Consider the following 19,584-nt stretch of genomic DNA (forward strand, 5'->3'; position numbering starts at 1 on the left):
CTAAAATAACTGTTAATTATAAATATTTAGTTACAATTAAAGTATGACTAATTTTCATTGAAATCGCAATATATTTTCTGAATATTTTAATAATATATCTATAAATGAGAGAGCAATTCATTTATGGTATATTTTTGTTAATATTTCCGAAGGTAGTGATATATTGTGAATGCTCAAGATAAATGGAATCAAAAATACAAGGATAGGCTGATAAACCGGAATCCGCCAGAACCAAATAGAAGGTTGCTAGATATGGCTGCTTATTTAAACGGAAGGAAAGCGATCGACTTTGCTTCGGGCCTGGGAGGCAATAGCATTTATCTGGCAGAGCTAGGCTATGACATAACTGCTATTGATATTTCTGACGTTGCTATTAATTATGTGCGAAATCAGGCAGCCAACCGAAAGTTGCGTATTACGGCAAAAGTAGCCGATCTCACGAAAGAAAGATCTGATTTAACCAGCCGTAAATACGATTTAGCGGTAATGACATATTATTTAGACCGGTCTTTATTTCCTCTTATAAAACAGGCCATCAATACTGATGGATATTTATTTTTCGAGACCTTCTATAAAAATGGATCAGCTGGAAACCAGCATGTTTCGAATCAATATAAGTTGGAATCGAATGAGTTGCTCAAAGAATTCAGAGAGTGGAAGATTCTCTATTTTGAGGAAAATGAGCAGGAAGGACGACAGACGATTTTTTGCCAGAATACGCACGAATTTTGATTATAAAGAAAAGCACGAATGAACATTATTAAAGGAAACATATACTGATAAAGGGCCATATTCGCAAATACAAACAACTTTTATCTGAACTTTAGTTCAGGCAAACTCGAAAAAAAGAAGCCATCAGCGAAAATCATACGAAAACACCTTTAAAGGAAAATAAGGAGGGGAGCCATGTACAATATCCTGCTGTTTACGGATTCAGGGGTAGATGATTCATTGGCGCTGATGTATGCCTTGCTGCATCCGGAACTTAATGTTGTGGGGGTAGTTACTGGATATGGAAATATCACTAAAGAACAGGCAATAAATAACACAGCTTATTTATTGCAGCTGGGAGGAAGAGAGGATATACCGATCATCGCAGGGGCATCTGGACCTTTATCTGGTGAACTTGCTACCTTTTATCCGGAAATACACGGACCAGAAGGACTTGGTCCGATCAGGCCCCCAGAGGATTTGGGAGAAGTAAAAGTTTATGATATTGATAAAATCCTTGAAATTGTTAATCAGTACCCTGATAACCTGGTAATCGTCGGTGTCGGAAGGCAAACGGAACTGGCAATCCCATTTATCCTTTATGGCCAGGAAGCGTTCAAAACAGTCAATGCTGTCTATATCATGGGAGGAGCTTTCCTCGTACCAGGCAATGTCACAGCGGAAGCCGAAGCAAATTTTTATGCCGATCCGATTGCGGCTAACCAGGTTTTAGAGAAGGCCCGGAACGTATTTCTACATCCTCTGAATATCACAAATAAAGCCATCATTCCACCAGAGGTAATAGACTACCTTGCCGAAAACAGCCATTCTCCTTTTAAAAATCTGATTAAACCGGTATATGATTATTACTTTGAAGCGTATAAAAAGAATGTCCCTGGCATACAGGGGGCGCCACTCCATGATGTGATTACCTTGAGTGCACTTGTGAACAAGAATCTCGTGAAATATCTGCCAAGACGAGTAACAGTAGAATTGTTTGGGCGCGCCCGAGGTAAAAGTATGGCTGACTTCAGGCCCAAGCCTGAGAAAGAACCAGAAGAGAATTTGGACTGGATAGGCATGGAAGCAGACGTTCCAGCTTTTATTGAAGATTTCACCCTTGTTTTCATGGGAGACACTCAAGCTAAAAGTTAACTGAAAAAGGAACTCCCGTAAAATTGGGAGTTCCTTTTTCAGTTATACACTTTGATTTACTTCCTTATACTTTTTCCTATTAGCATTTGAATATAGCATCACCAAAAAGCTTGAGGTAATCAAGGTTCCATGGAAAATCCAGACCATTTTAGTCAATGACAAAGCTTCTAACAGGATAGGGGCAACGACAAAACCAAGTGCAAATCCTAATGATTTTAACAGCATGCCAACTCCAAATATTCTTCCTCTAATGTAATTATCCGTTTTCTGGAGGATTGTTGCGTGCAAGGTGGTGAAGCAGGCATCAAAAATCCCAGTAAAGAACGCAAACATCAGGACAATCCAAACATTCATATTTGACAGAAAGATTATGAAGCCAGTCGACATCAAAATCGCTGCGAGAAAATATGTACGATACAACTGGTTACCCTGCAGGAATTTCATTCTCGGCAGAAGAAGGGTGGCTAACACAGAGCCCATTCCCCAGACACCCCAAATGAGTCCGTAAATCAAGCTTTGTTTGCTGGAATCTATTGAGTCTGCCAACAAAGGAATTCCAAGATTATGAGAGGCACCGGCAAATGAACCCACGAGGAAAACGATATTGACGTATAATAACATCGGTACTGAAAGGATGAAAGAATATACTTCTTTTAAATCTTTACCAATCTGGGAAACTTTCTGTTTAACTCCATTAGTTATCATTCCTGAATTAGCTGGCTTAGTTGTTTGCCACTTAATTTTGTTTAATGCTGCTGCAGAAAGTAGATAAGTGGCAGCGTCGATGATCAAGGTAACCTGATAACCAAGAAAATCTGTAATCACTCCAGCACCAATGAACCCTAAAACTAAGCTGATTGATGTTAGTCTTGAAATAAGAGCATTTGTCTCCAATACCTTATCCTGGCCGAAAATTTGCGGTATTTCAGCACTGTAGCTAACAGCAAAAAAGCTGCTCGTCAAACCAATCAAGAAGCAAACAATCAGAATCATGACCGGATTAGGGAAGGGAATCAAGCTCAGGATGATGATTGCCCGAAAAACATCGGTCCATATCATGATTTTCCTGCGGTCAAAACGGTCAGCAAGAACACCTGAAAATAAGCTCGATAAAACTCCGCCTAATGTCCTGAACGCCATGGTAGCAGCAAGCCAGGCAGGACTTCCTGTTGCAATATACATTAAAACATTGATTGCGATTAAATCCATAAAGGTTCCAAGATCAGAAAATGCTTTTACATAAAGAAAAACTTTGCGATTCATAAGATCTCCCTTAATCATGAGGTTTAGTTATTCTGTTTTATTTTAAAGATTTTGAATTTGCTTCGCAATACGAAATTTCAGTTTTTTTGTTATAATTGAATAAATTCCTTATCTGGATTGAAGAAACCCCCTGAAGAACAGGGAGCTCTATTATTTTCAATTTACCACCACGGCCTCCCATACCAGGGGCGCCGACCAAATCCATACCACGGACGACGGCCAAATCCATACCAGGGTCTGCGGCCGTACCAGTATCCAGGTCGTCCATAACCATACCATGGACCTCCGAATCCATACCCGCCATAAAAAGCAGGGACTGCAGCGGTAAGGAACAATAGCGGAATAATCCTTTCATCATTCTGCTGATCTTGTCTGTGAAAATACGTTTGGGGATAATTCATTGAGCAACCTCCTGTAATTTATTCATTATAGGATATGTGACTCAAAACCTGATGGTATAAGAAAAGAAAAAATAGACAGTTGCCCATGCTTCTTAGTAAATCTAACGCTAAATAGTAAAAGGAGGGACCTTAATAATGATTCAATTAATTAATCAAACGGTAATGCATAGTTATCCAGGAATGGTCGCACTGGTTACCGTTACACATAAGGGCGAAAATAATATCATGGCTGCTGGATGGCACTCATACATATCCTATGATCCGCCCATTTATGGAGTAGCCATCGGCCGTGAGCGTCATACTTATACTCTGGTTAAATCTGCAGGCAAATTCGCCATAAACTTTGTGCCATCTGAATATTCTAATCTTATTCAACAGGCAGGTGTGTATTCGGGTTCAAAGGTCAATAAATTTGACTTGGCGAACATCAGTTTTGACCATGGATCAGCAACAAACTCACCGATACTCCGTGATGCTTATATAGCATATGAATGTGAAGTTATCGACCGCAATGGTTATGGCGACCATGATTGGTTCGTTGCAAATATCGTACAGTTTTACAGGGATCAAGATAAATTCCTTGATAATGGATTGCCAGATTTCGAGAAGCTTGCGATTCCTCTATATATAGGGAGGTCCACTTATACAGTGGTTGATAATGAGAATCAATTTGTTACCCATACTGTAAAAGAAAATTAATTTTAAATGAGGACATTGGGGATTCAAAAAAAGAAAAGCTGCATTGGATAACAGCTTTTCTCTTATACTAGTTTAAATTTAGGGCGTAAATAAATAATTATCCTGCGAACACCCTGCAAGCCTGGGCACAATGAAAACAAACTTGCGCACATTGCTGTGACATCATGTCAGGGAATTTCGCGCATTCATTTCCGCAGTTTTCGCATATAGCAGCACAAACATGGGCTAACATCCTTGCATGGCAGCTGTTTCGTGCAAGGTATTTGGCCATAAGTGTACAAATATCCGCACAATCCCTCAATAACTGGATTTGCATATCTCTTCGATTATCATGGTGTGCACAAATCAAATGGGTTACCATATGTTCACAGGTTGCTTCACAATGCTGTACCATTGCCAGCAAGGTATCGTGGCCTCCCATAACGCCTGCAACAGCTGCTTTTTGATTATCCATATGACTTCCCGTGTGAATAGGGTTCATATCCATACCTCCTTTTTCTATACGGTTCATGATATGGAAGAACTATCAAAACTGTGCTTTTTCACTTACTGCAATTTAAGGCGGCGGGAAGCAGGGGACACTTAAAAATAATCGTTTATTTCTAAATTAGTGCTTAACTTCTAGCTACTGAACAAAACCAAGTAATCAGGTATACCTTTAACGCTTCTTTTTGAAAAGGGGAATGAGGTGGTAATTATAAAAAGACATTTTTTTCTTTCAGTCATGGCATTTTCATTGAGTTATATATTTCTTTATACCCGATCAGACTGGAATTCCATGCATTCCTGGAACAGAGCATTTGCGGATGTCGCCCTATTTTTTCTAATAATTACAATGATATTAGGCCCGTTAGGCAAAATTCATCCTGTTTTTCAGCGCTTTTTATCCTGGAGAAGAGAATTGGGGATATGGTGCACAATAATGGTATTATTGCATCTTTATATACTTTTCAAGGGTTGGTTTTACTGGGAACCAATTAGATTAATCATTGGAGTTAACCAGGTGACAGGCCAGCTTGATTTTGACCCAGGCTTTACACTAGCAAATCTAATTGGTTTTGTTAGCTTGATCTATCTGCTATTGCTTAGTCTGATATCAAATAATCGCTCTGTTAAGATATTAGGGGATAAGGGGTGGGAGCATCTTCAAAGACAAAGTGGCACTCTGTTCATGTTGGTTATATTGCATACCACTTTCTTTCTTTTCTTTTTCCGATTCGCGCAGTATAACTGGCTGCAAAAGCCATTTCTTGTTATTATCGCTGCTATATTTATATTGAAATGGGCTGCATTTATAATAACTGTAAAAAGGAATCGACCTAAAAAGCCAGAGAAATAAAATTAAAATAGTCATGCATAGTTAACTTAAATGAACAGTTTTTAATTTAAAGAGTTCAAATGCCAATGGCCGGAATCAAACTAATCAAGTATGAAAAGCAAACATCGTTAAGCTATCAACAAAAATGAGTGTAGGTGGCTTAACGAATGCAAACAACTCATAAAGTGACCGTTGTTTGCATTCGTTAATAAGGCAGGAGAGGTTAGCTGGGGCGTTTCTATAAAAATCTTTTTTCTAGTTTACATAACATAAATTCTAGGAAGTCAAATGAATAAACTCAGATGTTGTCTCAATCACAAAGTATACTTAAATCAGTGAGACAGAATCAAATTTTCATAAGTATTTATACATCATATTTTTTTCTTTGAACAAATTAAGTTTTGATCACTAAATTCAGTTTGGTTTTACTTCGTTCACTTTTAATTATTTAACTAAATTAATTGTATACTTCATTTTATTCCAACTGATCCCCTGGATCTTAGAAAAAAATTTAACTTTAAAGTAAAATTGGTCAATTCTTATTATCATCAGTAATCATTAATATTTTTGAACTAAAATAAATTCAATTCTCCTATATACTCTATTAATTCTCTATCTAACAGTTTACATAATATTATTATGTATCTACCTCTGCAATACGTACAGTTTATAAAACAAAGCACAGGTGTCATGCCTGTGCTTCTGGTGTTCTTTCACTATTCACTTTGTTAAGATACGTTCTTGGTGTACCGTAGTAACCTACTTTATTAAATTCTGGATAGATCGATGAAAACTGTACGTAAATTGGCGCATCGAGCAGCCATGGATAATATGTGAAGAAGCTTCTATCTCCATAAATCATCGCAGTCAATGCTAAATCTAATTCTTTCTTAAAAATCATATATCGGATTCTGGACATGTTCAGATCGTACTCTCCGTTGCTGATATACACCTTTCCATACAGCAAGTATTCACCGTTAATTGTGACCCAGTCTGCCAATACTTCATCCCGCATATCGTAATTGATTGCCTGATAGTCATAGACATTTCCGATTCCCAGAAACAGTTCTCCAGTGATGTCGGAATGTGTTAAAGTATACTTCCTGCTGTCTATAGGCACAAAAGCAGTTGCTGGAGGAATAAAGTTAACAGTCAATCGTTCTGGCTTGAATTTGCTCACGTCAGAAGGCTCCTTTCCGAAAAAGAATCCTTTTTCGATAGCTTATGCCAGACGCCAGAAGTTCGTGACAATCGCCTATATTACTGAGAATTCAGGCTTTTAACCTTAGCGTTTTGTAATTGCCATTTTCCATTTTCATATAACCAGGTCGATTCAATATTGGCGATTCCATCCGCATTATAAGCGCCATTTATTCGTTGGCTCCCTTTTAATCCGTAAAGATCATTTTTGACTTTCATCGGCTTTAATCTTCCAAAAGGAAGAACCATTAATTCTGTTGGTTCATTCAATTTTCCATCCTGATAAAGACCCAAGCGGTCGTATTCCTCTTTTCTGTCGCTTAGATCAAAACTGTATGATTGTCCTGTTTCCTCAATATTAATGGAGGCCTTGTAACCATCTTGAAATTGGCTGCTTACTGACAGAGGTTCTGGTACACTCAGATTGGCAACTTTGAAATTCTTTAAACTATATAAATAAAAATTCGAGAGACCCCCACTTCCTCCCGTAGGGACACTAATAAAGATGTCCTTCACGGAATCGTGGTTCAAATCTTTATAATTAGTAGTGGGATCGTATCCACCTTCAAGATCGATTTTATATATTTCCCCATTTGATGCTTTTATTTTCAAGAAAATCTTTTTAAGAAACTGTGCACCTTCTTCATAAGGCACACCTTTGACATAAATCAAATCCTTTTTTCCGTCTCCGGTAATATCAACTTTATCTTCTGAAATCGTCACCGTCTTCTCAATGGACTCCCCTGCATATACGCCGGTAAAGGCGGTAAACGACATAAAAAAGAACGCGCTGAACGTAATTAATAACTCCTTTTTCATTATGCATCACCTCGTTATAGTTAACATCTCCAGTTATGGTAAAAAGATGCACAAAAAACCCCTCTGATTGAGTCAAAGGGGTTGATTATTATCATTTGTTCTTGGATTCTGCGGGCTTTCGGTATTCCCAGGACTCTATTCCTGTCAAGCCTTCAATTGAGTCAGCATAAAAAACTGGGTCTTTTCCTTGTTTTCGCTGTTCTCTATAATCCTTTAACGCAGCCATTGCTATTTTTGCAAGCAAGGTAATAGCTACAAGGTTGATTAATGCCATTATTCCCATGAAAAGGTCCGCCAGATTCCAAACAATGGCTAATTCGGCAACTGAACCGAACAATACCATTCCCATAACAGCAAGACGATAAATAAATAAAGCTGTAGGGCTTTCCTTGATGAAACCAATATTCGTTTCTCCATAATAGTAATTTCCGATAATCGAAGTGAAGGCAAAAAGGAAAATAGCTCCGCCGACGAACGCTGGTGCCCATGAGCCGACATGCGCTGTCAGTGCTGCCTGCGTTAACTGTATACCATCTAAATCAGGATTCGTATATTCGCCTGACATAATGATGATGAAGGCTGTTGCCGTACAAATCAATAATGTATCCGTAAATACACCCAATGTTTGGATTAGGCCTTGCTTTACTGGATGGGTGACTGCAGCAGTAGCCGCTGCATTTGGAGCACTACCCATACCAGCCTCGTTAGAAAATAGACCTCTCTTGATACCCATCATGACCGCTGCTCCCATTCCCCCGCCAACTACTTCCTGTAAGCCAAAAGCGTTCTTGACGATCAGTGAGAGCATAGCGGGAATTTCACTGAAATTCATGATCACAATGAACAATGCAAGGATTAAATATAATACCGCCATGATTGGCACGATTATTTGTGATACAAAAGCAATCCTTTTGATACCTCCAAAAATGACTGCGGCAGTCAAAACAGTTAAAATGATTCCCATCCAAAAGCGATCGATTCCAAATGCCTGGTCAAAGGCAAGGGAAATGGTGTTGGATTGAACAGAACTGAAAACGAGACCGAACGTAAAAACAATAATGACAGCAAATAAAATTCCCAGCCACCTTTTATTTAATCCGCGTTCCATATAGTAAGCTGGGCCGCCACGGAATTCGTCCTTGTCCTTTACCTTATAAATTTGAGCAAGAGTACTTTCGATGAAGCTTGATGCTGCTCCTATTAGGGCAATAATCCACATCCAGAAAACAGCTCCTGGCCCGCCAGCAGAAACTGCTGTTGCGACTCCGGCCAGATTACCTGTACCAACCCTTGAAGCCAAGCTGACCGTAAATGCTTGAAATGAAGACCTGCCCCTTTTCCCTTCAGAAGATACGGTGGCTGGATCCTTAAGTACCCTGATCATTTCAGGAAAGTATTTGAATTGAACTAACCTGGTCCTGAACGTAAAATATGTACCCAATACAACTAGGACAGCAATTAAGACATAGCTCCACATATAGTTGTTTAATTCGGATATGATGTTGTTGAGAATCTCCATAAAAAACTCCTTTATTCGTTTTAGACAAAACTATTTAAATATAGTTTTTAATGTACCAAAATAGTAATCGCTTTACAATGGTACTTCACTCCCATTATCAGCTTTGCCCCAGACAGAGAGGAAGTTACCAATGTAATACCCTCATTATGGTGCAAAAAACAAAAAACACAGCAATTTTACTGTGTTTTTTGTTGAAAATTTTGTTATTGCGAGTCTTTATCTTGTTCATTCTGGCTTTTCCAAATGCCTGTAAGCTTCCCAGTTTCACTTTCATCTACCAGGAATGATCCATTTGTATAACGATCGCTAAACCTTAATTCAGAAGCTTTTGCAGATACAATATGCTGTTTTTCTGACTGGAAGAATACTTCATCCTCGTCATTGACAGCCTCCACACCAACAATCCGGTGAGGATTTGCTTTCAATTCACGCAGCATCACAACACCGCGTTTCGCTCGAGAAGTTTTCTCGAACTCAGACAGCTTCATTTTCTTAACGGCACCACGCTGTGTCGCGATGACAATGGAGTGGTTTTTAGTGTTGTCTATTATTTTCCCGCCGACAACATAATCTCCATCCTTCAGGTTCATCCCCTTAACGCCAGCTGCCCTGATCCCAATCGGGCTGATTTCTTCTTCGCTGAACCATAGACCATAGCCGAGATGTGATGCAAGGAATAAATCCTTCTCCCCATTGGTTACATGTACATCGATAACTCTGTCCTCACCTTTGACATTGATTGCGGTTAGTGGCTTGGAGTACCGCTGTGCTTTATAAAGATTTAATTCAGATTTTTTTACCATGCCATTCTTTGTCACAAATAAGAAGAATAAATTCTGTCCGAAATCTGTGACTGGAACAGCTTTTATGATTTCTTCATCCCGGTCTAACGGCACAAGATTTGCTACATGCTGGCCAAGGTCTTTCCAGCGGATATCCGGAAGTTCATGGACAGGCAAGTATAGGTAGCTGCCTTTATTCGTGAACAACAGCAAGACATCCGTTGTATTCATATTTAACTGCGAAAACAGTCTATCCGTATCCTTCATCGCAAAATCCTGCCCGTTGGATGCGGCATAAGATCTTTGGCTTGTCCGTTTTACGTAACCATCTTTTGTCACTGTTACAATGACATCTTCGCTTGCGATCAAAACTTCAAGGTTAATCTTGATTTCCTCAATCTCTTCCTCGATTTTTGTTCTACGCTCATCTGAGAAACGCTTTTTGACATCCTTCAGTTCCTTTTTGATTACCGATAATAGCTTTTTCTCACTGCCTAGGATTGCGGTAAGTTCCTCTACCTTCTTGGCAAGCTCCTCTGCCTCACCTTGAAGGGCAGTAATATCGGTATTCGTCAGACGGTAAAGCTGCAAGGATACAATGGCTTCAGCCTGGACTTCGGTAAAGTCGAATTTCTTGATCAAGTTATCCTTGGCGTCACGCTTATCCTTGGATGCACGGATTGCTGCGATTACCTGGTCAAGTATCGATAAAGCTTTAATGAGTCCTTCAACGATATGTTGGCGGTCACGAGCTTTTTGAAGTTCATATTGGGAACGTTTAGTCACAACATCCTTCTGGTGGTCAATATATGCATCAAGCAGCTCAGCAAGTCCCATCAATACAGGTCTTTTCTTGTTGATGGCAACCATATTGAAGTTATACGTAATCTGCAAATCGCTGTTCTTATAAAGGTAGTTCAAGACGCCATTTGCGTCTGCTTCCTTTTTTAGTTCAATCACGACACGCAGCCCTGTGCGGTCAGTTTCATCACGCACTTCTGAAATGCCCTCCACTTTACGGTCAAGTCGGAATTCGTCAATGCGTTTGACCAGATTAGCTTTGTTGATTTCATAAGGAATTTCTGTGATGACAATCTGCTGTTTGCCGCCTCGGATATCTTCAATTTCGGCTTTGCCGCGAACGATGATCTTTCCTTTACCAGTTTTATATGCTTTAGTGATGCCCTCAACACCCTGGATGATTCCTCCTGTCGGGAAATCCGGACCTTTTATGACTTTCATTAGATCCTCAACAGTGCATGCAGGGGTGTCCATCCTCATGATGACCCCATCAATAACTTCCGCTAAGTTATGTGGAGGAATATCGGTCGCATAACCCGCTGATATCCCTGTTGATCCATTCACTAGCAGGTTAGGGAACATTGCAGGTAGAACTGTCGGTTCGCTCGAGGTATCATCGAAGTTTGGAATGAACTCGACTGTTCTTTTTTCGATATCCCTTAGTAGTTCACCTGCGATGGCCGACAATCTTGCTTCTGTATAACGCATAGCTGCTGGAGGGTCACCGTCGATGCTTCCGTTATTCCCATGCATATCGACAAGATAGTTCCGCACTTTCCAATCCTGGCTCATACGGACCATTGCTTCATATACAGAGGAATCACCGTGAGGGTGGTAGTTACCAATTACGTTACCGACTGTCTTGGCTGATTTCCGGAAGCCCTTTTCACTTGTATTGCCTTCCACGTGCATAGCGTACAAAATCCTGCGTTGAACAGGCTTGAGCCCGTCCCTTGCATCAGGAAGTGCACGTTCCTGAATAATATATTTACTATAGCGGCCGAAACGGTCGCCCAATACGTCTTCTAAAGGGAGGTCACGAAATTTTTCAACTGAACTCATTCGTCAGCAACCTCCTCTGCAACTGAGATATTTTCATTTTCTAGGATGTTTCCATCTTCCTCCAGGCCAAACGCCACATTGGACTCAATCCACTTCCTGCGTGGTTCCACCTTATCCCCCATAAGGGTCGTCACCCGTCGCTCTGCTCTTGCTGCATCGTCAATACGCACGCGGATCAATGTCCGTGTTTCGGGATCCATGGTCGTTTCCCAAAGCTGATCGGCGTTCATTTCTCCGAGTCCCTTATAACGCTGGATAATATAGCCTTTGCCGACCTTTTTCATCGCGTCCTTCAGTTCCTCGTCACTCCAGGCATATTCAATAACTTCTTTTTTGCCCGTTCCCTTGCTGACCTTATATAACGGCGGCAATGCAATGAATACTTTGCCGGCTTCGATTAGCGGCTTCATATAGCGGTAAAAGAATGTCAGTAAAAGCACTTGGATATGGGCACCGTCAGTATCGGCATCCGTCATGATGACAATTTTGTCATAGTTGACGTCTTCTACATTGAAGTCAGATCCCACTCCGGCACCAATTGCATGGATGATCGTATTGATTTCTTCATTTTTGAAAATGTCCTGTAGCTTTGCTTTTTCCGTGTTGATGACTTTACCACGCAAAGGGAGCACAGCCTGGAACTTTCTGTCGCGGCCTTGCTTGGCAGAACCACCAGCAGAATCACCCTCTACCAGGTAAAGTTCATTTTTTGCAGGATTCTTTGATTGAGCTGGAGTCAGTTTGCCGGATAGCATCGCATCTGATCTCTTTCTCTTCTTGCCGCTTCTTGCATCCTCACGTGCTTTGCGGGCAGCTTCACGTGCCTGGAAAGCCTTGATGGACTTCCGGATCAGCAATGTACTGAAATCAGGATTTTCCTCAAGGAAATAAGAAAGGTGTTCAGAAACGACTGAGTCGACTGCAGATCTTGCTTCACTTGTCCCCAGTTTTCCCTTAGTCTGGCCTTCAAATTGAAGCAGTTCTTCAGGAATGCGCACTGAGACTATGCCGGCCAATCCTTCCCGAATGTCAGCGCCTTCTAGATTCTTGTCCTTTTCCTTAATCAAGCCAACCTTGCGGGCATATTCATTGAATACCCTGGTCATCGCTGTCTTGGCACCCGCTTCATGCGTCCCGCCATCTTTCGTTCGGACGTTGTTGACGAATGATAGGACATTCTCTGAGTACCCATCGTTGAATTGGAATGCAAACTCAACTTCTATTTTGCTGTATTCACCTTCGAAGCTGACAACTGGATGCATCACATCTTTTTCTTCGTTCAAATATTCAACGAATGCCTGGATCCCAGTCTCAAAATGAAAAACATCCTTTACATCATTGCGCTCATCGATTAACTCTATTTTCAATCCTTTTAACAAAAAGGCAGACTCTCTAAGACGTTCCGAGAGGGTGTCATAGTTATATGTCAATGTAGAGAAAATTTCAGGGTCAGGTTTAAAGTGGATTGTAGTTCCTGTTTGGTTGGTTTTTCCGATCTTTTCGAGCGTCGTCACTGGTTTTCCGCCATTCTCAAAACGCTGTTCATAGACGAAGCCATCACGTTTTATGGTAACAACCAGCCATTCTGATAATGCGTTTACAACGGAAGCACCTACACCATGAAGGCCACCGCTCGTTTTATATCCGCCCTGTCCAAACTTTCCGCCTGCATGCAGGACAGTAAGGATAACCTCCGGAGTCGGTTTGCCAAGCTTATGCATCCCTGTAGGCATACCTCTACCTTTATCCTGGACGCTGATAGAATTATCTTTATGAATTTTGACGATGATCTGACTACCGTAGCCGCCTAGTGCTTCGTCTACAGAGTTATCAACGATTTCATATACGAGGTGATGAAGCCCCCGTGTATCCGTGCTGCCGATATACATACCCGGCCTTTTGCGAACCGCTTCAAGGCCTTCTAGTACCTGTATGGCATCATCATTATAATCAAAAGATTGCTGATTTCTTGCCACGAACATACCCCTTTCACTTCTTGCAAACAACATTGACGTTTTTTATGTATAGTGTCAATGAATTCGTTAAGTATTCGTCTTTTTTAATAAGGCTATTTTCGCATTGATGTTGCTTCCCGTATAAAATGTCTTTTCCCGAGCGAACTTATAGGCTTGAGGTTGCATGTCTTGCTGACCGTATTGAATAAAGCCATAAGACTCGTTAAAACCCAGAACCCGTTTTCTTTTCTTCCGAAAACAACAGTTTACGAAAAGAGCCATTGATAAAGAGGATAACGGATTATATATCCTTTTATCAGTATCAGAACAATTGTTCTCTTAGTTATTTTACCATATGAATGGCGTCTATGCTTAATTGTAGCGATTAATTGGGATTTGGCAAACTGATTTCAAGAATTAATTGGAATTTTGTCATAAAAAATCGTTTTTTTGGATACTTATGTGAGAGTTTCATGTCATTTACTATGCTGTTTTGTTATTTTTAGATTCAATTGTTCTTCTCACTTCCACAATCACAATCCCTTTAAACTCCCAGCGATTTCCGCCGTTAATTTTTTAAGTTGTACAGCAACATAAGAACAAATACATTTATGGAGGACTTTTATTTATGAGAAGAACGAAGGTGTTCATTCTTGGGTTATCATTAATCCTTCTTCTTGGCCTTACTGCAGGCGGGGTATTCAGGAGTGATGCTGATAAAAATGATTCTGAAGCCACAACCCATGGCTCGGGTCAACGAATTATGATGGCGCGGTCTATGGCTAAGGCGAATAATGTGGAGATGGGAGAGAAAATCAAAAAGCAACTGGATACACAAGATGAAGTCACACTAATTTTTCATAACAAAAAGGATACAAGCCACTATTATGACCATGAAGCCACAGTTGATTTTGTAAATGAACCAAGCGTAGAGGAATTAGATGAAATTACGCGTGACATCAAAGGCTGGGTCATCAAGCATCTAAACTCCATTTATATTTTCAGGTCAACAGTAATGGAAACTCCGGAAATGATTGAGTACTTTAACCAGAGAAAAAACATCGAATATGCTGAGCCCAATTTTATCTTAATGCAGAATGAAGTGAACGGACCTAACGACCTGCTTTACCAGGAGAATTATCAATGGAATTTGCCAGTGATTGGTACAGAGCAAGGATGGAGGGTAAGTCGCGGAAATGAAGAAATTGAAATAGCGATCGTTGATACTGGTGTAGACTTGGATCATCCGGATTTAAGGAACCGGCTTGTATCAGGCTATAATGTGATCGATGAAAAGGCAGAGCCTGATGATGATAATGGCCATGGTACTCATGTTGCAGGCATCATTGCTTCGGAAACGAATAATAACGAGGGTGTCGCCGGCATGACATGGTTCAGTAAAATCATGCCGATAAAAGCGATGGGAGCAAAAGGCTATGGTACTACTTTCGATATCGCAAAAGGGATCGTCTGGGCGGTCGACCACGGAGCGGATGTCATTAATATGAGTCTTGGCAATTACCAGCCTTCAAAGGTTCTTGAGGAAGCCGTACGATATGCTTATGAACGAGACGTCGTCATGGTTTCTGCAGCTGGCAATGACGGCTCCGATCAGCCTACTTACCCATCAGCATATCCTGAAGTATTGAGTGTATCTGCAGTAGACTATAACGGTAACAGAGCCAGCTTCTCAAACTACGGTGATTATATTGATATTTCTGCACCAGGTGTTTATATACCGAGCACTTATTTCAATGAACAATACGCTGCCCTTTCTGGGACCTCGATGGCCGCTCCACACGTCGCCGGTCTTGCTGCATTAATCAAGTCGGCTAATCCAGAGTTAAAAAGTTCGCAAGTTATCAAGATCATTAAGAATTCCGCGATTGACCTTGGTGAGCAAGGAAAAGATATCGACTTTGGAAATGGCTTAATTGATGTAAATTCAGCACTGCAGGAAGCGAGTAAAGAACGGCCACACATCAGTAAACAACAAAAGTCGTTGCTTGACTGGTTCAGGTAAATGGGTATTTTCTAAAGCAACAAGCCGCCAAAATAATGGCGGCTTGTTGCTTTCATACCAGATGATATAGTTGTTCATCAACTTTTTCGAGAAGCGGACTAAGTTTTCCTTTGGAAAGGACATATAACTCATGCATTGCCCTTGTACACGCAGTATATAATAATTTCCTTTCTTCTGTCCTTGTGTAGGACGATGAATCGTAAATGATCACCGCGTCGAATTCAATGCCTTTTGCGAGATATGTCGGTACAACATTAACCCCATTCTCAAATGTCATGGTCCCTTTTTCAATCAACCTCGCATCATGCGCTTGTTTGACTCCCTCGAAAGCCGCTTTACTCTCTTTGGCAGTTTTGCAAATAACCGCGATGTTTTTATGTCCTGATCTCTCCAACTCGGAAATTAGTTCATTAGCCTTCAGAATATGGTCGCTGCTTTCGTGGCTGCGGACAATAACCGGCTTTGGTCCCGTACGGTTGAAAGGCTCGATCATATCTCCTTCCTCGATGAGTTGGCGGGTAAATTCAACGATTTGCTTCGTTGACCTGTATGTCTTGGTAAGCCTGTATAGTTCCTTTTCTCCAAATTCAAGAGCTGATTCCGCAAGAATTGTTGGGGCTCCTGTTGGTCCCGAATAAATCGCCTGATTTATATCACCAAGCAAAGTCATCTTGCTGTATGGAAACAGCATTTTAATATATGAAAACTGGAAAGGAGTATAGTCCTGAGCTTCATCAATGAAAACATGGCGAATCGACGTATTCGATTTCCTGCCTTCAATTAAATCCTGTAAATAAAGAAAAGGAGTTGCATCCTCATATGCAATATACCTCTTTTCCAAATTACTGATTGCCTGTTCACATGTGGCTGCCCAATTTTCAGGCATTGATTCAGTCCTAAGATGACCATCCTTATAGAAATTCATGTATATGGCTCTGATATTAATGAATTTTAATCTTTTTACTGCATTGAACAATGGCTTGAAACGTCTTTTGACTACCATTTGCGATAGCCACTGTTGCTCACGGTCAAAATCATGGAATGTATCATCGTCTCCACCCTGTTTTTGCTGGCTTTGCTTGTATGCCTCCAGGTAATCTTCTTTTTCAAGAAATTGAATCTCTTTTTCCACCCATTCCTGAGACAATTCTGCTTTTGATTTTCTTTTGAGTTCCTTTAGAAGCCATTCCTTAACAAGCTGAATTCTATTTGGAATTGAAATGTTGTTATCTAGTGAATCATAGTATGACGCGATATCTTCCTTTGAAATGATTGCTCGTTTTTTTATGCCTAAACTCTTAAAAGCAAGAGCCCCCTTGGCTAATTTCTCTGTGTATTGATCCAATAATTCCTTAAACTCCAAACTTGCCTTAAAACGTATGCTTTCAATCCTGTCAAAATAAGTATCATTTTTTTCTGCTTCAAGAAGGAATTCCATTTGTTCAAAAGGATCTTCCAGTTCATATTCAGAGCCAAACCGCGTTGAAAGATACTCCTGGAATGTAGCCTGCTGCATATTTTCCTCTCCAAGCTCCGGCAAAACCGTAGCAACATAGCTATTGAAAAGCGGATTGGGTGAGAATAACATGATATTTTCCGATGTGATGATATTCCTGTACTTGTATAGTAAATAAGCAACGCGCTGCATGGCAGCAGAGGTTTTGCCGCTCCCTGCCACACCCTGTACAACAACCAGACTGCTCGAGTCATTGCGGATGATTTGGTTCTGTTCCTTCTGGATCGTTGCCACAATGGTTTTCATCTGGGTATCGGCATTGTTGCCCAGGACTTCCTGAAGCATTTCGTCGCCAATTGTAACCCCGGTTTCAAACATTGCTTTAATTTTGCCACCCTTTATCACAAACTGGCGCTTTAGCTCCATCGATCCTTCGATGATGTCTGTTTCTGTTTTATATTGGGCCGGACCGGGGGAGTAGTCGTAATAAAGGCCTGATATCGGCGCTCTCCAGTCATAAATCAGGAAGTTTTCTTCCTGTTCATCCATTAGAGTCGCAATGCCTAAGTATATTCTTTCGGCTTTATTTTCACCGTCTTCTTTAAAATCGACTCTGCCGAAATAAGGAGAAAACCTGAGGCGTGATAAAGTCTGAAGCTGCCTGATCATCTGGGATTGTGTCCGTTCACGCTCGGATAAAAGCGCGGCCTGTTGCTTAATACTCGTGAAGGTTTCCGCTACATCATCTGCTTCGTCAAAGTTGACGGTAACATCTTCCCAAAAGGTTTTTCTGATTTGAAGAGCATCTGAGCCAACATCACTTGAACTTTCATTCCATTTCGCTGCTTTTTTATCAATTTCCTCAATGATGGAATTGACTCGTTCCTGTTCCATTTCTAAATCTTTAAGCTGCTTTTCTTCCATGAAAAATCACTCCCCAAACTCTATGCTCTTTTACTTGACTCCCAATATTATTTATGTTAATGTTATAATAGAATTACTATGTGTATGAATACAAGATAAACATTACCAACTTTCATTTTACTATGTACCTATTTTTATTACAAATACCTTTTACCTAATATCACCTTTTAAGGTGCTTTTTTATTTTCTACATATATCTTATATATATTTATTCGAATTCTAACCTTTTTAAACATAAAAACCGCGTGCTTATTTGAAGCACGCGGTTTTTTATAGTTTTTACAAATAATTACTTGCTAAGTTTGATCACGGATGCGATATTCGCAGCAATTCTTTCGACATAAGTGTGAGCATTTTTAAATGCGTCATCCAAAGAAATGACACCTGGTACTACGCTGAATACAGCGTCGATCCCATGCTCGTGGACAACCTCACTGTCCGATGCTACATTACCCGCGATTGCAATTACCGGTACATTGTGTATTTTCGCAGTCTTGGCCACGCCAATCGGGGTTTTCCCAAAGATCGTCTGACCATCAATCTTGCCCTCTCCAGTAATGACAAAATCGGCGTCTTGTAAATGTGTTTCAAGCTTGGTAGCGTCCAGAACAATGTCTACCCCTCTTTTTAATTCAGCAGACAGGAATGCCATCAATCCGCCACCAAGTCCTCCTGCTGCGCCTGCGCCTGAAACATGTTCAATATCCTTGCCAAGATCCGTACGAATGATATTAGCAAAATGGTGAAGGTTGTTGTCCAATACTTCAACCACATCTTGTGTTGCCCCTTTTTGTGGTCCGAAAATATGTGATGCGCCTTTTAGACCTGTTAACGGATTATCTACATCGCAAGCAACTTCAATTTTTACTTCTTCCAGCCGTTTTTCTATACCATCCATTTTGACCGCAGCAAGCGAATTCAAAGCTCCTCCGCCCTCGCCAATTTCTTTTCCATCAGCATCGAGAAGCATGATGCCAAGGGCTCTGGCCATGCCCGCTCCTCCATCATTCGTGGCACTTCCGCCAATTCCAATAATGATATGTTCAACACCATGGTCCAGAGCAGCAGCGATCAATTCACCTGTACCCCGAGTGGTAGTAACCAGCGGGTTTCTGTCTCCGGGTGGTACAAGATGTAGTCCTGAAGCGGCAGCCATCTCTATGACAGCTGTCTTTTCATCACCGGAAATGCCGAAAAATGCATCAACCGGTGTACCGAGAGGTCCTGTCACAGTTTTGGTGATTATTTTCCCTCCAGTGGCATCAACGAGGGATTGAACGGTTCCTTCGCCTCCATCTGCCATCGGTACCTTTACGAAGCTGGCCTCAGGGAGGATCTTTTTCATGCCATTTTCGATCGCCGTAGCTGCCTCAAGCGCGGTAAGGCTTTCTTTAAATGAATCAGGTGCGATTACAATTTTCATGCTCGTTTTCTCCTCTCAATGGATACCCTGAAATCAAAAGTCCGGACTTTAAAGAAAATCCAGACCAATTTTA

The 19,584-nt window shown here is 40.8% G+C and carries 15 protein-coding genes; 5 read left to right on the forward strand and 10 right to left on the reverse strand.

Annotated features, from left to right (window positions below; genetic code table 11):
* The first annotated feature begins 165 nt into the window (after positions 1-165).
* A complete protein-coding gene (locus tag DYI25_RS06790) occupies positions 166-732 on the forward strand; it encodes a class I SAM-dependent methyltransferase (RefSeq protein WP_213367653.1) in 567 nt (188 codons plus the stop codon).
* Positions 733-906: 174 nt separating this feature from the next.
* Positions 907-1,866: a nucleoside hydrolase gene (locus tag DYI25_RS06795; protein ID WP_213367654.1), complete on the forward strand. Its 960-nt coding sequence runs from the start codon at positions 907-909 to the stop codon at positions 1,864-1,866.
* Between the two features lie 42 nt (positions 1,867-1,908).
* On the opposite strand, the gene DYI25_RS06800 is transcribed toward DYI25_RS06795, so the two are convergent.
* Positions 1,909-3,129 (reverse strand): MFS transporter, encoded by a 1,221-nt coding sequence (locus tag DYI25_RS06800; RefSeq protein WP_213367655.1) that lies wholly within the window; start codon positions 3,127-3,129, stop codon positions 1,909-1,911.
* Between the two features lie 161 nt (positions 3,130-3,290).
* On the reverse strand, positions 3,291-3,530 hold the full coding sequence (locus tag DYI25_RS06805; protein WP_213367656.1) for a hypothetical protein: 240 nt from the start codon (positions 3,528-3,530) through the stop codon (positions 3,291-3,293).
* 135 nt (positions 3,531-3,665) lie between these two features.
* Here DYI25_RS06805 and DYI25_RS06810 point away from each other — a divergent pair, with 135 nt between their 5' ends.
* The gene (locus DYI25_RS06810; protein ID WP_213367657.1) at positions 3,666-4,229 is read left to right on the forward strand and encodes a flavin reductase family protein; all 564 of its coding nucleotides are present in this window, start codon (positions 3,666-3,668) and stop codon (positions 4,227-4,229) included.
* A gap of 97 nt (positions 4,230-4,326) precedes the next feature.
* On the opposite strand, the gene DYI25_RS06815 is transcribed toward DYI25_RS06810, so the two are convergent.
* On the reverse strand, positions 4,327-4,710 hold the full coding sequence (locus tag DYI25_RS06815) for a four-helix bundle copper-binding protein (RefSeq protein WP_213367658.1): 384 nt from the start codon (positions 4,708-4,710) through the stop codon (positions 4,327-4,329).
* 522 nt (positions 4,711-5,232) lie between these two features.
* On the opposite strand from DYI25_RS06815, the gene DYI25_RS22420 reads away from it, so the two are divergent.
* Positions 5,233-5,568 carry a hypothetical protein gene (locus DYI25_RS22420; protein WP_249745271.1) on the forward strand — a complete coding sequence of 112 codons (336 nt, stop codon included), beginning with the start codon at positions 5,233-5,235 and terminating at the stop codon, positions 5,566-5,568.
* 667 nt (positions 5,569-6,235) lie between these two features.
* Here DYI25_RS22420 and DYI25_RS06825 read toward each other — a convergent pair.
* The 5 genes from DYI25_RS06825 to parE form a co-directional block, all read right to left on the reverse strand.
* Positions 6,236-6,727 (reverse strand): staygreen family protein, encoded by a 492-nt coding sequence (locus DYI25_RS06825; RefSeq protein ID WP_213367660.1) that lies wholly within the window; start codon positions 6,725-6,727, stop codon positions 6,236-6,238.
* Between the two features lie 80 nt (positions 6,728-6,807).
* Entirely contained in the window at positions 6,808-7,566 is a 759-nt protein-coding gene (locus tag DYI25_RS06830) for a hypothetical protein (protein WP_213367661.1), read from the reverse strand.
* 91 nt (positions 7,567-7,657) lie between these two features.
* Positions 7,658-9,085 (reverse strand): alanine/glycine:cation symporter family protein, encoded by a 1,428-nt coding sequence (locus DYI25_RS06835; protein WP_213367662.1) that lies wholly within the window; start codon positions 9,083-9,085, stop codon positions 7,658-7,660.
* 203 nt (positions 9,086-9,288) lie between these two features.
* Positions 9,289-11,730 carry a DNA topoisomerase IV subunit A gene (parC, locus tag DYI25_RS06840; RefSeq protein ID WP_213367663.1) on the reverse strand — a complete coding sequence of 814 codons (2,442 nt, stop codon included), beginning with the start codon at positions 11,728-11,730 and terminating at the stop codon, positions 9,289-9,291.
* The gene (gene parE, locus DYI25_RS06845; protein ID WP_342032482.1) at positions 11,727-13,706 is read right to left on the reverse strand and encodes a DNA topoisomerase IV subunit B; all 1,980 of its coding nucleotides are present in this window, start codon (positions 13,704-13,706) and stop codon (positions 11,727-11,729) included. The genes parC and parE overlap by 4 nt, the downstream gene beginning before the upstream one ends.
* A gap of 607 nt (positions 13,707-14,313) precedes the next feature.
* On the opposite strand from parE, the gene DYI25_RS06850 reads away from it, so the two are divergent.
* Positions 14,314-15,708 carry a S8 family peptidase gene (locus tag DYI25_RS06850; protein WP_213367665.1) on the forward strand — a complete coding sequence of 465 codons (1,395 nt, stop codon included), beginning with the start codon at positions 14,314-14,316 and terminating at the stop codon, positions 15,706-15,708.
* Positions 15,709-15,760: 52 nt separating this feature from the next.
* On the opposite strand, the gene helD is transcribed toward DYI25_RS06850, so the two are convergent.
* On the reverse strand, positions 15,761-18,088 hold the full coding sequence (helD, locus tag DYI25_RS06855) for an RNA polymerase recycling motor HelD (RefSeq protein ID WP_213367666.1): 2,328 nt from the start codon (positions 18,086-18,088) through the stop codon (positions 15,761-15,763).
* A 289-nt stretch (positions 18,089-18,377) separates the two neighbouring features.
* The gene (locus tag DYI25_RS06860; protein WP_213367667.1) at positions 18,378-19,511 is read right to left on the reverse strand and encodes a glycerate kinase; all 1,134 of its coding nucleotides are present in this window, start codon (positions 19,509-19,511) and stop codon (positions 18,378-18,380) included.
* Between the last annotated feature and the right edge of the window lie 73 nt (positions 19,512-19,584).

The sequence above is a fragment of the Mesobacillus boroniphilus genome, assembly GCF_018424685.1.
Lineage (GTDB): Bacteria > Bacillota > Bacilli > Bacillales > Cytobacillaceae > Mesobacillus > Mesobacillus boroniphilus_A.

Coding starts and splice junctions, on each gene's coding strand:
- DYI25_RS06795 (WP_213367654.1), top strand. CDS start 907: ATGTACAATATCCTGCTGTTTACGGATTCAGGGGTAGATGATTCATTG.
- DYI25_RS06800 (WP_213367655.1), bottom strand. CDS start 3,129: ATGAATCGCAAAGTTTTTCTTTATGTAAAAGCATTTTCTGATCTTGGA.
- DYI25_RS06805 (WP_213367656.1), bottom strand. CDS start 3,530: ATGAATTATCCCCAAACGTATTTTCACAGACAAGATCAGCAGAATGAT.
- DYI25_RS06810 (WP_213367657.1), top strand. CDS start 3,666: ATGATTCAATTAATTAATCAAACGGTAATGCATAGTTATCCAGGAATG.
- DYI25_RS06815 (WP_213367658.1), bottom strand. CDS start 4,710: ATGAACCCTATTCACACGGGAAGTCATATGGATAATCAAAAAGCAGCT.
- DYI25_RS06830 (WP_213367661.1), bottom strand. CDS start 7,566: ATGAAAAAGGAGTTATTAATTACGTTCAGCGCGTTCTTTTTTATGTCG.
- DYI25_RS06835 (WP_213367662.1), bottom strand. CDS start 9,085: ATGGAGATTCTCAACAACATCATATCCGAATTAAACAACTATATGTGG.
- parC (WP_213367663.1), bottom strand. CDS start 11,730: ATGAGTTCAGTTGAAAAATTTCGTGACCTCCCTTTAGAAGACGTATTG.
- DYI25_RS06850 (WP_213367665.1), top strand. CDS start 14,314: ATGAGAAGAACGAAGGTGTTCATTCTTGGGTTATCATTAATCCTTCTT.
- helD (WP_213367666.1), bottom strand. CDS start 18,088: ATGGAAGAAAAGCAGCTTAAAGATTTAGAAATGGAACAGGAACGAGTC.
- DYI25_RS06860 (WP_213367667.1), bottom strand. CDS start 19,511: ATGAAAATTGTAATCGCACCTGATTCATTTAAAGAAAGCCTTACCGCG.